Consider the following 13,635-nt stretch of genomic DNA (forward strand, 5'->3'; position numbering starts at 1 on the left):
GCCGGTTTCGTTGAGCTTTACGGGCGTCCCGCGTGTCGCGGCGTCCCTATGCCTTGGGGGAACGGGGGCCCGCGCCGTGCCGCTCGAAGACGCTCAGCATCTCGCGCATGTACTCGGCCTGCAGCGACTGGGCGTTGGCCAGCATGCCGGCAAAGGCGAAGGGGGCGGGCGGCTGGGCGTCGCGGCCGGCCGGTGCCGGCTCCGGCGCGCGTTGCGGCGCGGGGGCGGGCGTCGCCGATCGCATCCAGCCGGTCGTCCAGGCCGTCATCAGCGCCATCGGGTCCACGGCGGTCGCCGCCGGGCCGTTCATCCAGGGCCAGCCGCGAAGCGCACCGGCAAAGAGGTCGGTCATCGCCTGCGTGGAGGAGCGCGGCGCATCGGCCGGACGGCTGAAGGCTTCGAGCGCGTTGGCCGACCGGCGCATCGCCTCGGCCATGGCCTGACCGGCGGGATCGCTGGGATAGGCGCCGGGCGCCTGACGGGTGAAGGCCGCCATGGTCTGGAGCATGGACTGGAACGACAGGAGGCCGAGCGCCGGCATCATCTTCTCGATGACGTCGGGTGCCTGGCCGCTGAGGAGCGAGGCCTGGCGCACCACCGCACCGGCGAGTTCCGGGCCGAACAGGGTGCGCACGAAGGCCTCGCCCGCCTCGTGCGGCGGAAGGCTCGCGGACGGGCCGAAGGGAAGCGCCGGAGCGAAGCCGCGCAGCAGCCGGCCCCAGGCGTCCGGGTCCAGCATCGAGCGCTGGAACCCCAGCATGAAGGCGGGCACCAGCGCATCCGTGGTGCGCCGCATCTCCTCCTGGCTGAGCCGGAACTGGTTCGCCAGCCGGTCGGCGAGGACGCCCGCGTCGGTCGCGGTGAGCCAGTCGAAGTAATCGGTCATTCAGGGGCCCCCCGTGTTCCGTGCGGCAGCCGCACGGGCGCGGCGGGCAGCATGACGCGACGGCGCGGCGCTGCCAAGCCGTCCGCCGAGAAAGCGCGCCGGGCGCCCTTTCCGGTTCAGTAGGCGAGGTGCTCGAACAGGGGCTCCAGCCGTTCGTCCCAGGCATTGCGATACAGACGCAAGAGTTCCTCGGCCGCGGTTTCCCCACGCGCCAGGATGTCCTCGAGCGGCGACAGGAAGATCGTCTCGTCGTGCCCGTCCTCGTTGAGGCGCGCGCGTGCCTCGAGCCCCCGGCGGGAGATGTCGAGCGTCCGGCGAGCGAGGTCCAGCACCGTGCCGTCCCGGAAGGGCGTGGCGAGGCCGGACTTGGGAACGGCGGCGCGCAGGCGCGAGGCCTCGGCGAAATCGATGTCGCGGGTCAGCGCCTCGACCTCGTCGAGCGCGTCCGCGTCGTAGAGGAGGCCCGTCCAGTAGGCCGGCAGCGCGCAGATGCCGCGCCAGGGGCCGCCGTCCGCGCCGCGCATCTCGATGAAGCGCTTCAGCCGGACGTCGGGGAACAGCGTCGACAGGTGGTTGGCCCAGTCGCCCATGTTGGGCTCGGGCGATGCGATCCGGCCGCGCAGCGCCCCGTCCAGGAACTGGCGGAAGGTGATGTCGGTGGCATCGAAGTAACGCCCCTCGCGCATCACGAAATACATCGGCACGTCGAGCGCCCATTCCACGTAGTCGCGGTAGCCGAAGTCCTCCTCGAACACGAAGGGCAGAAGGCCGGAGCGCCGGTTGTCGACGTCGGACCAGACGTCCGAGCGCCAGGACAGGAGGCCGTTCGGCCGCCCTTCCGTGAAGGGCGAGTTGGCGAAGAGCGCCGAGGCGACGGCCTGGAGGCGCATGCCGACCTGCATCTTGCGCCGCATGTCGGCCTGCGACGAGAAGTCGAGGTTCACCTGGATCGTGGCGGTGCGGAACATCATGTCGAGGCCGCGCGTGCCGACCTTCGGCATGTAGCGCGCCATGATCTCGTAGCGCGACTTCGGCATCACCGGGGTTTCGGCAAGCGACCAGACCGGGCTCGACCCGATCCCGAGGAAGCGGATGCCGAGCGGGTCGGCGATCTGACGGACGTCGGCGAGGTGACGGCCGGTCTCGCGGCAGGTCTGATGCAGGGTTTCCAGCGGCGCGCCTGACAGCTCGAACTGGCCGCCCGGCTCCAGCGAGATGGCGCCCTGACCACCGGCGCCGGCAAGCCCGATGATGCGGCCCTCGTCGAGGATCGGCTCCCAGCCGGACTGGGCGGCCATGTCCTCGAGGATGCGGCGGATGCCGCGTGTCCCCTCGTAGGGTACGGGCGAGAGATCCGCCGCGTGGAAGCCGAACTTCTCGTGCTCCGTGCCGATGCGGAACGCCTCGGCCGGCTTCTCGCCCTCGGCGATATGGGCGGTGAGTTCCTCGGCGGAGCGGATGGGGGTCAGGTCGGTGGTATCGCGCGCCATCGAAAGCTCCGGCGGTAAGTCGGGATCGCTGCAGGCCCTCCCGGGAGGCGGGCGCAGTGAACGGGTGTCTGTCCGCTTTCGCTCGGCCAAGCAAGGGCTTTTGCGTGAACGGTGCGGACGCCTCAGCCGGTCGTCCAGTCGCCCGCGCTCGCCTGGATCAGCGCGAGCGCCGCCACCGCCGCCGTGTCCGCCCGCAGGATGCGCGGCCCGAGCGAGATGCGCACGACCCCGGGCAAGGCGAGGAGACTGCGGCGCTCGTCCGCGGAAAACCCGCCTTCCGGGCCGATCAGGACGGCGAGCGGACGGCCGCGCAGGGGTGCGAGGACGTCGAGAGGGCTCGCCGCGTCGGCGCGCTCGTCGCAGAAGATCAGCACGCGCTCGGGCTCGCGCTCGGCGAGGAACCGGTCGAAACGCAGCGCCTCGCGGCATTCGGGCACGGACAGGATGCCGCACTGCTCGGCCGCCTCGACGGCGTTGGCGCGCATGCGCTCGCGGTTCACGCGCGGCGCCTGGACGTGCTGCGTCAGCACCGGCTGGAGGACGCCCGCCCCCATCTCCACCGCCTTCTGGACGGTGTAGTCGAGCCGCGCGGCTTTCAAGGGCGCGAAGCAGTAATGAAGGTCGGAAGGGGGCGTCTGCTCGCGCAGGCGGGCCTCCGGCACCAGGAACAGGCGCTTCTTGCCCTCGCGCCGCAGCCGCGCCGCCCATTCGCCGTCCCGCCCGTTGAAGGCGAGGACGCTCGCTCCGTCGCCGAGGCGCAGGACGTTGAGGAGGTAGTTCGCCTGGGGACCGTCGGCCTCCACGGCGCGGTCCGGCTCGAGGGCCGAGTCGAGAAAGAGGCGCGGAGCAGAAAAATCGTAGTCGGGCATCCAGTTCCTCGACGGCGCGTGCGGAGCCAAACGGCCTGCCGATAGTTGGCTGTGACCCGAACGGGCCGGCTCGTTCTCATGTCGTTGTAGCGACCGGCACCCCGATTTCCACCCGCCCCGGTTTCGGCTTGCGGGGAAAAACCAACACGGAGACCCCCGCATGGACCTCAAGATCGGCGGACGCGTCGCGATCATCACCGGCGCCAGCGACGGAATGGGCTGGGCCACCGCCAGGATCCTCGCCGAGGAGGGCGTCCGCCTGGTTCTCAGCGACGTGAAAACCGAGACGCTGGAGCGCGAGGCGGCCGAACTCGGGAACCGTGCCATCGCCGTGAAGGCCGACATGACCCGGCAGGCGGATGTCGATGCGCTCGTGGCCCGAGCGGTCGAGCATTTCGGCACGGTGGACATCGTGGTCCACACGGCCGGCATCACCGGGGCCAAAGGCGATCCGCTGGAGATGACGGACGAGGATTACGAGGAAGCCTATCGGACCGATTTCCTGTCGGCCGTGCGCATCGCCCGCGCGGCGATCCCGGTCATGAAGCGGGGCGGCTGGGGACGCTTCGTCTGCGTGACCTCCGAGAACGCCGTGCAGCCCTACTGGGAGGAGGCGACATACAACACCGCGAAGGCCGCGCTCGCCGCCTTCATGAAGGGCCTGTCCTACAAGGCGGCGGCCGACGGCGTTCTCGTCAACACGGTGGCGCCGGCCTTCATCGCGACGCCGATGACCGACGAGATGATGAAAAAGCGCGCGGCGGAGAAGGGCGTGTCGTTCGACGAAGCGATCGAAAGCTTCCTCGAGGAAGAGCGTCCCGGCATCGTCCAGCGGCGGCGCGGCGAGGCCGAGGAGGTCGCGGCGGTGATCGCGCTTCTCGTCTCCGAGCGCGCGTCCTTCGTCAACGGCGCGAACGTGCGCGTCGACGGCGGCTCCGTGCAGGCGGTGCAGAACTAGAGCACCTCCGTTTCACCGGCCGTGCTCTCGTTCCTTTGTTCGTCGCATTGTCCGCACGCGAAAGCCGGATCGGCTTCCGCTGGAAATCCTCTAGCCGGTCTGCGCCGTCCGGCAGCGCGTTCGGCCCGGGTGATCCGTTCCGCCTCCTGCCGCGGCGGTTTCCAGCGCCCGGCGGTAGGTCGCCCTGTCGCCTTCGGAGAAACAGCAGAGGACGATGCGGCGGAACGCGCCGGTGTCCGCCGCCGCCAGCGCTTCGCGCGCGGCGATATGGGCCGCCCGGCATTTGGGAAAGCCGTAGACGCCGGTCGAGATCGCGGGAAAGGCGATCGACCGCACCCCGTTGTCGCGAGCCAGGACGAAGGACGAGCGGTAGGCTTGGCCGAGGACCTCGTCCTCGCCCCGCGCGCCCCCGTGCCAGACGGGGCCGACCGTGTGGATCACGCGGGGTGCGGGCAGCCGGTAGCCGAACGTGATGCGCGCTTCGCCCGCCGGGCAGCCGCCGATCGTGCGGCATTCCTCCAGAAGCTCGGGCCCCGCCGCCCGGTGGATCGCCCCGTCGACGCCGCCGCCGCCGAGAAGGCTCGAATTGGCCGCGTTGACGATCGCGTCGAGCGCCAGTTCCGTGATGTCGCCGCACACGACCTCGATCGTGGCGCCGCCTCTTTCGATCTGCGTCATCTCGTCCTCCTCGGCCGCCCGACGGTTCGCATTTCGCGATTGCCGGGTTTCGGTGCGGCTTAGGTTTGCTCTAATCTGAGCCCAAGAACGAGAAGACACATAAGAAGGGAAGGCGCCGATGACCATCGCGATGCCGAAGCCGGACCCGGGGATCCTCGCGCGCCGCGCCGCCATCGTCGCGGCGATGCGGGCGATCGTGCCGGGCGAGGGCGTCGTCGATTCGGGCGTCGAGATGCGCGTCTTCGAGACCGACGCGCTCACCGCCTATCGCCAGATGCCGCTTGTCGTGGTGCTGCCCGAGACGGTGCCGCAGGTGGCGGCGATCCTCCGCTACTGCCACGCGAACGAGGTGCCCGTCGTGCCGCGCGGGGCTGGCACGTCGCTGTCGGGCGGCTCGCTGCCGCTGGCCGACGGGGTGCTCCTCGTTCTGTCGCGCTTCAACCGCATCCTCGAGATCGACTTCGACAACCGCTGCGCCGTGGTGCAACCGGGCGTGACCAACCTCGGCATCACCAAGGCGGTGGAGCACGAGGGCTTCTACTATGCGCCCGATCCGTCCTCGCAGATCGCCTGCTCGATCGGCGGCAACGTCGCGGAGAATTCCGGCGGCGTCCACTGCCTGAAATACGGGCTGACAGCGAACAACGTCCTCGGCGTCGAGTTCGTCACGATCGAGGGCGAGGTGATCCGCCTCGGCGGCAAGCATCTGGATTCCGAGGGCTACGATCTTCTCGGCCTCCTGACCGGCTCGGAGGGGCTGCTCGGCGTCGTCACGGAGGTGACGGTGCGCATCCTGCAGAAGCCCGAGACGGCGCGCGCCGTTCTGATCGGCTTCCCGACCTCGGAACAGGCGGGGGCGTGCGTCGCCGCGATCATCGCCGAGGGCATCATTCCCGGCGGCATGGAGATGATGGACGCGCCCGCCATCCGCGCGGCGGAGGACTTCGTCCATGCGGGCTACCCGCTCGACGTCGAGGCTCTCCTGATCGTCGAACTCGACGGGCCGGCGGCCGAGGTCGACCATCTCCTGAAGGCGGTCGAGGGGATCGCCACCGCCAACGGCGCCACCACCGCCCGCGTCTCGCAGTCCGATGCCGAGCGGATGAGCTTCTGGGCCGGGCGCAAGGCGGCCTTTCCTGCGGTCGGGCGCATCTCGCCGGACTATCTGTGCATGGACGGCACGATCCCGCGCAAGGAACTGCCGCGCGTTCTCGCTGGCATGCGGGCGCTGTCGCAGAAGCACCGGCTCAATGTGGCCAACGTTTTCCACGCCGGCGACGGCAACCTCCACCCGCTGATCCTCTACGACGCGGCGAAGGACGACGAGCTGCAGCGCGCCGAGGACTTCGGCGCCGACATCCTGCGCCTGTGCGTCGCCGTCGGCGGCGTTCTCACCGGCGAGCACGGCGTCGGCATCGAGAAGCGCGACCTGATGCCCGTGATGTTCGGCGAGGACGACCTTCGCCACCAGCAGCGCGTCAAGTGCGCCTTCGACGCCAAGCATCTCCTCAACCCCGGCAAGATGTTCCCGGTGCTGCATCGCTGCGCCGAGCTCGGCCGGCTCCATGTCCACAAGGGGCAGCTGCCCTTTCCCGAGCTTCCCCGGTTCTGATGTCCGCCATCCCATCCACTGTCGCATCCGGCGAGACGCTCCGGCCCCGCTCGCCCGAAGAGGTGCTGGCCATCGTCGCGCAGGCGCTCGCCGAAGAGGCGCCGCTCGGCATCGAGGGGGCGGGCTCCAAGGGGGGGCTCGGCCGCCCGTCACAAGCGGCGCGCACCCTGTCGCTTGGCGCGCTTTCGGGCGTGCATTTCTACGAGCCGGAGGAGCTGGTGCTTTCCGCGCGCGCCGGCACGCCGATCGCCGAGATCGAGGCGCTGGTGGATCGCCACGGCCAGCGGCTCGACTTCGAACCGATGGACTACGGCCCGCTGCACGGTCTGGCGCGCGGGCTCGGCACGCTCGGCGGCGTGATCGCCTGCAACCTGTCCGGCCCGCGCCGTCTGAAGCAGGGCGCCGCGCGCGACCACATTCTGGGCCTTGCCGCCGTATCCGGCCGGGGGGAGGCCTTCAAGGCCGGCGGGCGTGTCGTCAAGAACGTGACGGGCTACGATCTCTCCAAGGGGCTGACCGGCTCCTTCGGCACGCTCGCGGTCCTCACCGACGTGACGATCAAGGTGATGCCCAAGCCCCCCACCGAGACGACGCTGGTGGTGCGCGGCCTCGACGACGAGGCGGCGGCCGGCGCGATGGCGGCGGCCATGGGCTCGTCGGCCGAGGCCTCGGGGGCCGCGCACCTGCCCTACGGCATCGCAGCCCGCATCGCCGACGGCGCGCTCGGGCGCGAGGCGTGTACCGCGATCCGGCTCGACGGGTTCGGCCCCTCCGTCGAGGCCCGCGCGGCGCATTTGAGTGCGGGGCTCGCGCGCGTCGGTCCGCTGGAGCGGCTGGGCGGCGAGGCGTCCGCCGCCTTCTGGGGCGACGTGCGCGACGTCGTCCCCTTCGCCGACGGCACGACCCGCCCGGTCTGGCGCGTGTCGATGACCCCGACGCGCGCGCCCGGCTTCGTCATGGGGCTGCGCATGCGCCTCGCCGCCGAGGTCTTCTACGACTGGCAGGGCGGCCTCGTCTGGCTGCGCCTCGAAGGCGCGCCGGAAGCCGAGACCGTCCGCGCCGAGCTCGCCCGCCACGGCGGCGGCCACGCGACTCTGGTGCGCGCGAGCCTAGCCGAACGCGCGGCGGTGCCGGTCTTCCAGCCGCAGCCGGCGCCCTTGGCGGCCCTGTCGCGGCGTCTCAAGGACCAGTTCGACCCCAAGGGCATCCTCAATCCGGGACGGATGGGCTGATATGCCGAGCGAAACCGAAGCAGACGACACAGCGGTCGAGCAGGCGATATCGTGCGATCCTAACGTGATGTCGGGAACTCTAGTGTTTGCCGGGACGCGCGTTCCCGTCGATGCTCTCATCGACAACATCCTCGACAACATGTCCGTAGACGAGTTCCTCGAGAACTTCCCCACCGTCGAGCGATGGCAGGTAGCCGCCGTGCTCCGCGTCGGTGCGCGGTCCCTCGGAAGCAGCATGTCCGTCGAACCCAAGGGTAGACAATGAGGAATGACTATCAAGCTTGGTTGAAGGCCGCCGGTTACGCGGATAACACCATTGCCTCCCAAGTCCACCGCGTGAAGAAACTCGAGGAGGCATATGGCGACTTGGAAGCTCATCTGGCATCTGGCTCCCTAACCGCGATTGTTTCGGAGCTCGCGTATAGTACGATGGATGAAAGGGCGGGGCGGCCAAACCCTTCCCGACTTCAGTTTGACGGAAACATCCGCAATCGTCTCCAATCCTATAAGAGCGCGCTTCTGCGCTACGAGCGGTTCTTGGCGGGCGAAGAGGAACGTGTGCCCGAACGGACTGCGGCAGACCCGGAAGTTGTGCCTCAAGAGACGGTCAAGCAAAAGCTGGCGCTAGAGCGCGACATGCAGAATGCCCTGCGCCGCGATATCGACTCGCTCGAACCCGGCTTGCAGATCGTAGATGACGGTGCGGAGCGAGCGGTCGAGACAGGATTCATCGACATCCTATGCCGCGATGCGGCTGGAATGCTCGTCGTGGTGGAACTCAAGGCGGGAAAAGCCGATAGCAGGGCGATCGGTCAAATCCTCGGCTACATGGGCGATCTTCTTGCGGAGGAGGATGCCGGCGTTCGCGGAATCATCGTAGCTCACGAGTTCGACCAACGTACTCGATCCGCCGCGAGAATGACGGGAAGCCTGCAATTGAGGCGGTACCGGGTTGCCTTTCATTTCGAGCGAGACTGACCCGCCATGCAAACCGCCTTCACTCCCGAAGCCCTCCGCGATCCCGACACGGCGCACACCGAGGGCATTGTGCGCAAGTGCGTGCATTGCGGCTTCTGCACGGCGACCTGTCCGACCTACGTGACCCTCGGCAACGAGCTCGATTCGCCGCGCGGGCGCATCTATCTCGTCAAGGAGATGCTGGAGCAGAACCGGCCGGCGGACCGGAAGACGGTCACCCATATCGACCGCTGCCTGTCGTGCCTCGCCTGCATGACGACCTGCCCGTCGGGCGTGAACTACATGCATCTCGTGGACCACGCGCGGGTCCATATCGAGCGGACCTACCGGCGCCCTCTGCCCGACCGGCTGATCCGTCTGATGCTGGCCAAGGTGTTGCCCTATCCCCGTCGCTTCCGCCTCGCGCTCCGGCTGGCGGCGCTCGGGCGGCCGTTCGCCGGGGTGTTCGACGGCATCAAGCCTTTGAAGCCGCTGGCGGCCATGCTCCGTCTCGCGCCCGCCGCGATTCCGCAAGCGCCTGCCCGCCCGGCGGCGGCGGTAAGCGGAACCCGGCGTGTCGCGATCCTCGCGGGTTGCGCCCAGTCGGTGCTCGATCCCGGCATCAACGCCGCGACCGTTCGCCTCCTCGCGCGCTTCGGCGTCGAGACCGTGTCGCCGCCGGGCGAAGGCTGCTGCGGGGCGCTCGTCCACCACATGGGACGCGAGGCGGAGGCGCTCGGCTTCGCCCGCCGCATGGTGGACGCTTGGGTCAGCGAGATAGAAGGGCGGGGGCTGGAGGCGATCGTCGTCACCGCGTCCGGCTGTGGCACCACGATCAAGGACTACGGCCACATGCTGAGGCTCGATCCGGCCTATGCCGAGAAGGCGGCGCGCGTTTCCGCCCTCGCCAAGGACGTGACGGAGTATCTGGCGACGCTCGACCTGCCGGTACCGCTTCAGCCGGTCGATGCCGTCGTCGCCTATCATTCGGCCTGCTCGATGCAGCACGGGCAGAGGATCACGAGCGCGCCCAAGGTGCTGCTGGCGCAAGCCGGCTTCACGGTGCGCGACGTGCCGGAAGGGCACCTCTGCTGCGGCTCGGCCGGCACCTACAACATCCTGCAGCCCGAGATTTCGGCCACGCTGCGTGACCGAAAGGTCGCCAACATCGAGACCGTGAGGCCCGACATCATCGCCACCGGCAATATCGGCTGCATGACGCAGATCGGCTCGGCCACCGCGATCCCGATCGTGCACACGGTGGAGCTTCTCGACTGGGCCTTCGGCGGCGAGAAGCCGGCGGGGCTCGGCGCGTTCGAGCCGCGTTCTTTGCCGGTCGCGGCGGACTAGAAAACGCGAAACGGCCCGCGGGGGGGGCGGGCCGTTCGATAGCGGGTGATGCGCTGCCCGTCAGCCGAAGACGGCCGACAGCAGGCCCTTCTTACCGGCCGGGCGCACGGTGCCCGTTTCCTGCACGATGCGGTTCGGCTGGCCCGGGCCGATCACCACGACCTTCGTGCCCCGTCCGGCGCGCTCGTAGAGGTGCGAGACGTCCTCGTTCATCATGCGGATGCAGCCGGACGACATGTTCAGGCCGATGGTCCAGGGCTGGTTGGTGCCGTGGATGCGGAACATCGAGTCGCCGCCGCCGCGATAGAGATACATGGCGCGGGCGCCGAGCGGGTTCTCCGGACCGCCGGCCATGTAGGCCGGGAGGATGCGGCCCTTGGCCTTCTCGCGGGCGCGCATGGCGGCCGGCGGCGTCCAACCCGGCCATTCGGCCTTGCGGCCGATCGACATCGTGCCGCCCCAGGAGAAGCCGTCCTTGCCCACGCCCACGCCGTAGCGCGTGGCCTGGCCCTTGCCCTCGACGTAGTAGAGGAACTTCTTGTCCGTATCGATCACGATCGTGCCCGGCTTCTCCTTGGTGGAGATGGCGACGGTCTGACGGGCAAAGCGCGCGTCGGGCTTGCGCATCATCTGCGTCTTGCGCTGCACGGTCTCGGTGCGGATGCGCGCGCGGTCGCCCGAAAGCCACCGGCCGCTGGTGTGGTCGTAGACCCGCACCTGGGGCTCGGCGCTGGCGGCGTTCGGCAGGGCAAGCGGCGCAAGGCCCACCATGAGGGCGAGGAGGAGGGGCGTCGTCTTCATGGGCGTGCGTCCTTGTCGTGAGGGCGGAAGGAGAAAGGCGCTGGAGCGATCAGGACCTATGGTGGGCAGCTTGTCAGCCACGCCGAGATCCCGGTTGTGGATTTGCAACCTTGTGTTGCGTTCAGAGCACGACGACGCGCGTGCCGACCCCGACGCGCCCGTAGAGGTCGATGACGTCCTCGTTGCGCATTCGGATGCAGCCGGAGGACACCGACCGGCCGATGGTCCAGGGCTGGTTGGTGCCGTGGATGCGGTAGAGGGTGGAGCCGAGATAGAGGGCGCGCGCGCCGAGCGGGTTCTCCTCGCCGCCCGGCATGTGGGCGGGCAGGATGCGGCCCTTGGCGCGCTCGCGCGCAATCATCTCGGCGGGCGGCGTCCAGCCCGGCCATTCGGCCTTGCGGGTCACCTTGTGGCTGCCGGACCAGCCGAAGCCCTCCTTGCCGACGCCCACGCCATAGCGCATCGCCCGGCCGCCGGCCTCGACGTGGTAGAGGTAGTGGCTGCGCGTATCGACCACGATCGTGCCCGGCGCGTAGTCGCCGCGGTAGTCGACCCGCTGCGGCAGGAAGGCCGGGTCCATGCCGCGCGGCGCCACCTCGCGCGGCGCGGTGGCCCTGCGCGGTGCGGCGAAGGCGGTGGCGAAGACCGGCGCGCCGGTGCGGCGCTCGCGGCGGACCTCGCGCTGGCTGGCCGTGGCGGGGCGTCCGAACACCGTAAGAGCGCGGCCCTTGCGATAGGCGCCGAGCGGCTGCATCGGGCCGCCGCCTTCCGGGATCACGCCGACCGGAATATTGCCCTCGAACACCACCGTTCCCGGCGCGATCGCGGGGCCAAGACGCGGGCGCGCATAGCCCGGCACCACGCCCGAGCCCGGCGAGAGCTGGCGCACCCAGGGCTCGGCGACCGCCGGCGGCACGGCGAGCGGGCGGCGGTCGCGCGCCTCGGCTTCGTGGGCGATGGATCCGATCAGCGTCAGGGCGCAGAGCGCGGGCAACAGGCGCATCGTGAAACCTCGTTCGAGCGGCGCGGCGAAGGGCGCGCGGGACTTGAGGCCGAGGATGCGGAGCCAATCGCCAGCGAATGGTGAATCACGGCGCCGTCGCGAGGGTCTGCACCCGCCTTCCGGCGGGCAGGGTGAACGGGTGGTAAAGGCGGTGAAGCATCTCAAGCGATTGCCCTGCCGGTTTCCGCGCGCTCGGACATTGCGTCGAAGGAAGCCCCCCGGAGGAGCTCTAGCCCCGCACCCGCCGCCGTGCGTCCCGCAGAATCGCCGGCAGAAGGGGAGCTGCCTCGGCCTGGCTCATGCCGGGCGCCAAGCGCGCGTCGTAGAGCATGTTCATCAGCACCCGGTCGTAGGGGCCGAAGCTCGTCAGCTTGGACGTGTCGTTGAAGACGCTGTCGGGCGCGTCCGCGTTGTCGTTGAGGGGCCCGAGACCCTGCAGCACCTCCTCGATCAGGCAGCGACGGAACAGGGCGTCGCCCTCATCCGAGACCACGATCGCGTCCGAGCGCGTGATGCCGGCGCGCGCGTAAGTGGCGCGCACCACGCAGTTGCCGGGCACGCGCAGGAAGGGATTGCGATAGACCTCGCGCCCGACGCGCGCGTACTCGCGGCGATCGACGACGTGGATCACGAAGTTCGCCGCCTCGCCGCCCCGCGCCTCCACGGTTTCCAGCCCGCCGATCTGCCGGCCGATCTGGCGCATGAAGGCGCGCACGCTCGCGCGGCGGTCGGTGGCCGCAAGGTTCTCGATCCGGTAATGCACCGGGCCGGCGAATTTCTTCAGGTAGGTCGAATCGCTGAGGGGACCGGTGATCTCCGCGCCGAAGACCACGGCCTCGAACCCGTCGATGATGGCGGCATCCCCGGGCAGGCGCTGCGCCGCCGCCGGGGCAGCCAGGAGGCCGAGGCTCATGAACGCGAGCGCGCCGAGGCCCCTTGCCATTGCCCTCGCGCCGCGCTTCCCCCAAACCATCGCCTGCATGCCCGCCCTGCCGTCCGCCGGGGGCAGTAGGGCGGTCCGGGAAGCGGGGCGCAAGCGAGGGACGGCGACAGTCCACGGCAAAAGTGCCGCATCGCGCAAATGTGGAGGGCGGGAATGGAGACGGGGGCCGAGATGGACGGACTGAGGCTCGGCGCGGACGGCAGGCCACGCTGCGCCTGGGCGGGCGAGGGTGCGGACTACGTCGCCTACCACGATGCGGAGTGGGGCCGCCCGAGCGCCGACGACGACCGCCTCTACGAGAAGATCTGCCTCGAAGGCTTCCAGTCGGGCCTGTCGTGGATCACGATCCTGAGAAAGCGCGAGAGCTTCCGGCAGAACTTCGCGGGCTTTTCCATCGAGGCCGTCGCCGCGATGGGCGAGGCGGATGTCGAGCGCATCCTGGCGGACCCCGGCGTCGTGCGCCATCGCGGCAAGATCGTGTCCGCGATCGCCAACGCAAAGGCCGCCCGGCGCTTGCGCGACGAGACCGGTGCGTCCCTTGCGGCCTTCCTCTGGCGCTTCGAGCCGCCGGCCGACGAGCGGCCGGAGCGGATGACGGCCGGGTGGATGCGCGCCAAACCGCTGGTGCCGGCGTCCACGCGCCTCGCGAAAGCGCTGAAGAGCCGGGGCTTCACCTTCTTCGGTCCGACCACGGCCTATGCCTTCATGCAGTCGATGGGCTTCGTGAACGATCATCTGGAGGGCTGCTGCATGCGCGACGAATGCGAGCGGGCGCGGCGCGCCTTCGTGCGGCCCGCATAAGTCCTGCAAACCTTGCCGCTCGGGGCGGGGATGGGCTAGGACGCGTGCAATTCGC

Annotated in this window: 14 protein-coding genes; 7 read left to right on the top strand and 7 right to left on the bottom strand. The window is 69.7% G+C overall.

From position 1 onward, the window contains the following. Window positions 1–46 precede the first annotated feature (46 nt). The 3 genes from AUL34_RS09565 to AUL34_RS09575 all read right to left on the bottom strand — a co-directional run bounded on the left by AUL34_RS09565 (window position 47) and on the right by AUL34_RS09575 (window position 3,245). The gene (locus AUL34_RS09565; protein WP_061933483.1) at window positions 47–886 is read right to left on the bottom strand and encodes a hypothetical protein; all 840 of its coding nucleotides are present in this window, start codon (window positions 884–886) and stop codon (window positions 47–49) included. 116 nt (window positions 887–1,002) lie between these two features. Next, a complete protein-coding gene (locus AUL34_RS09570; protein WP_061933484.1) occupies window positions 1,003–2,376 on the bottom strand; it encodes a glutamate--cysteine ligase in 1,374 nt (457 codons plus the stop codon). Between the two features lie 122 nt (window positions 2,377–2,498). After that, complete coding sequence (locus AUL34_RS09575; RefSeq protein WP_061933485.1) at window positions 2,499–3,245, bottom strand: 16S rRNA (uracil(1498)-N(3))-methyltransferase; 747 nt, start codon at window positions 3,243–3,245, stop codon at window positions 2,499–2,501. Window positions 3,246–3,405: 160 nt separating this feature from the next. Between AUL34_RS09575 and AUL34_RS09580 the strand changes: the two genes are divergently transcribed. Further along, complete coding sequence (locus AUL34_RS09580) at window positions 3,406–4,203, top strand: SDR family NAD(P)-dependent oxidoreductase (protein WP_061933486.1); 798 nt, start codon at window positions 3,406–3,408, stop codon at window positions 4,201–4,203. A gap of 90 nt (window positions 4,204–4,293) precedes the next feature. Here the strand turns inward: AUL34_RS09580 and AUL34_RS09585 are convergent, their stop codons facing one another. Beyond that, window positions 4,294–4,881 carry an O-acetyl-ADP-ribose deacetylase gene (locus AUL34_RS09585; RefSeq protein ID WP_061933487.1) on the bottom strand — a complete coding sequence of 196 codons (588 nt, stop codon included), beginning with the start codon at window positions 4,879–4,881 and terminating at the stop codon, window positions 4,294–4,296. A 118-nt stretch (window positions 4,882–4,999) separates the two neighbouring features. Here AUL34_RS09585 and AUL34_RS09590 point away from each other — a divergent pair, with 118 nt between their 5' ends. The 5 genes from AUL34_RS09590 to glcF are packed head-to-tail and all read left to right on the top strand — an operon-like array spanning window position 5,000 to window position 10,032. After that, window positions 5,000–6,493, top strand: a complete 1,494-nt coding sequence (locus AUL34_RS09590; RefSeq protein WP_061933488.1) for an FAD-linked oxidase C-terminal domain-containing protein — start codon at window positions 5,000–5,002, stop codon at window positions 6,491–6,493. After that, window positions 6,493–7,725, top strand: a complete 1,233-nt coding sequence (glcE, locus tag AUL34_RS09595) for a glycolate oxidase subunit GlcE (RefSeq protein WP_061933489.1) — start codon at window positions 6,493–6,495, stop codon at window positions 7,723–7,725. Before AUL34_RS09590 ends, glcE begins: the two co-directional genes overlap by 1 nt. A gap of 1 nt (window position 7,726) precedes the next feature. Further along, window positions 7,727–7,990 carry a DUF433 domain-containing protein gene (locus AUL34_RS09600; protein ID WP_061933490.1) on the top strand — a complete coding sequence of 88 codons (264 nt, stop codon included), beginning with the start codon at window positions 7,727–7,729 and terminating at the stop codon, window positions 7,988–7,990. Next, complete coding sequence (locus AUL34_RS09605) at window positions 7,987–8,703, top strand: endonuclease NucS domain-containing protein (protein WP_061933491.1); 717 nt, start codon at window positions 7,987–7,989, stop codon at window positions 8,701–8,703. Before AUL34_RS09600 ends, AUL34_RS09605 begins: the two co-directional genes overlap by 4 nt. A gap of 6 nt (window positions 8,704–8,709) precedes the next feature. Then, complete coding sequence (glcF, locus tag AUL34_RS09610) at window positions 8,710–10,032, top strand: glycolate oxidase subunit GlcF (protein ID WP_061933492.1); 1,323 nt, start codon at window positions 8,710–8,712, stop codon at window positions 10,030–10,032. Between the two features lie 60 nt (window positions 10,033–10,092). On the opposite strand, the gene AUL34_RS09615 is transcribed toward glcF, so the two are convergent. The 3 genes from AUL34_RS09615 to AUL34_RS09625 all read right to left on the bottom strand — a co-directional run bounded on the left by AUL34_RS09615 (window position 10,093) and on the right by AUL34_RS09625 (window position 12,779). After that, window positions 10,093–10,833 (bottom strand): L,D-transpeptidase, encoded by a 741-nt coding sequence (locus AUL34_RS09615; RefSeq protein WP_061933493.1) that lies wholly within the window; start codon window positions 10,831–10,833, stop codon window positions 10,093–10,095. Between the two features lie 121 nt (window positions 10,834–10,954). After that, a complete protein-coding gene (locus AUL34_RS09620) occupies window positions 10,955–11,836 on the bottom strand; it encodes a L,D-transpeptidase (RefSeq protein WP_061933494.1) in 882 nt (293 codons plus the stop codon). 229 nt (window positions 11,837–12,065) lie between these two features. Further along, window positions 12,066–12,779 (bottom strand): DUF2927 domain-containing protein, encoded by a 714-nt coding sequence (locus tag AUL34_RS09625; RefSeq protein WP_061933495.1) that lies wholly within the window; start codon window positions 12,777–12,779, stop codon window positions 12,066–12,068. Window positions 12,780–12,932: 153 nt separating this feature from the next. On the opposite strand from AUL34_RS09625, the gene AUL34_RS09630 reads away from it, so the two are divergent. Then, window positions 12,933–13,580 (top strand): DNA-3-methyladenine glycosylase I, encoded by a 648-nt coding sequence (locus AUL34_RS09630; RefSeq protein WP_082653266.1) that lies wholly within the window; start codon window positions 12,933–12,935, stop codon window positions 13,578–13,580. Window positions 13,581–13,635 lie beyond the last annotated feature (55 nt).

Source organism: Aureimonas sp. AU22 (genome assembly GCF_001463745.1).
GTDB lineage: Bacteria > Pseudomonadota > Alphaproteobacteria > Rhizobiales > Rhizobiaceae > Aureimonas.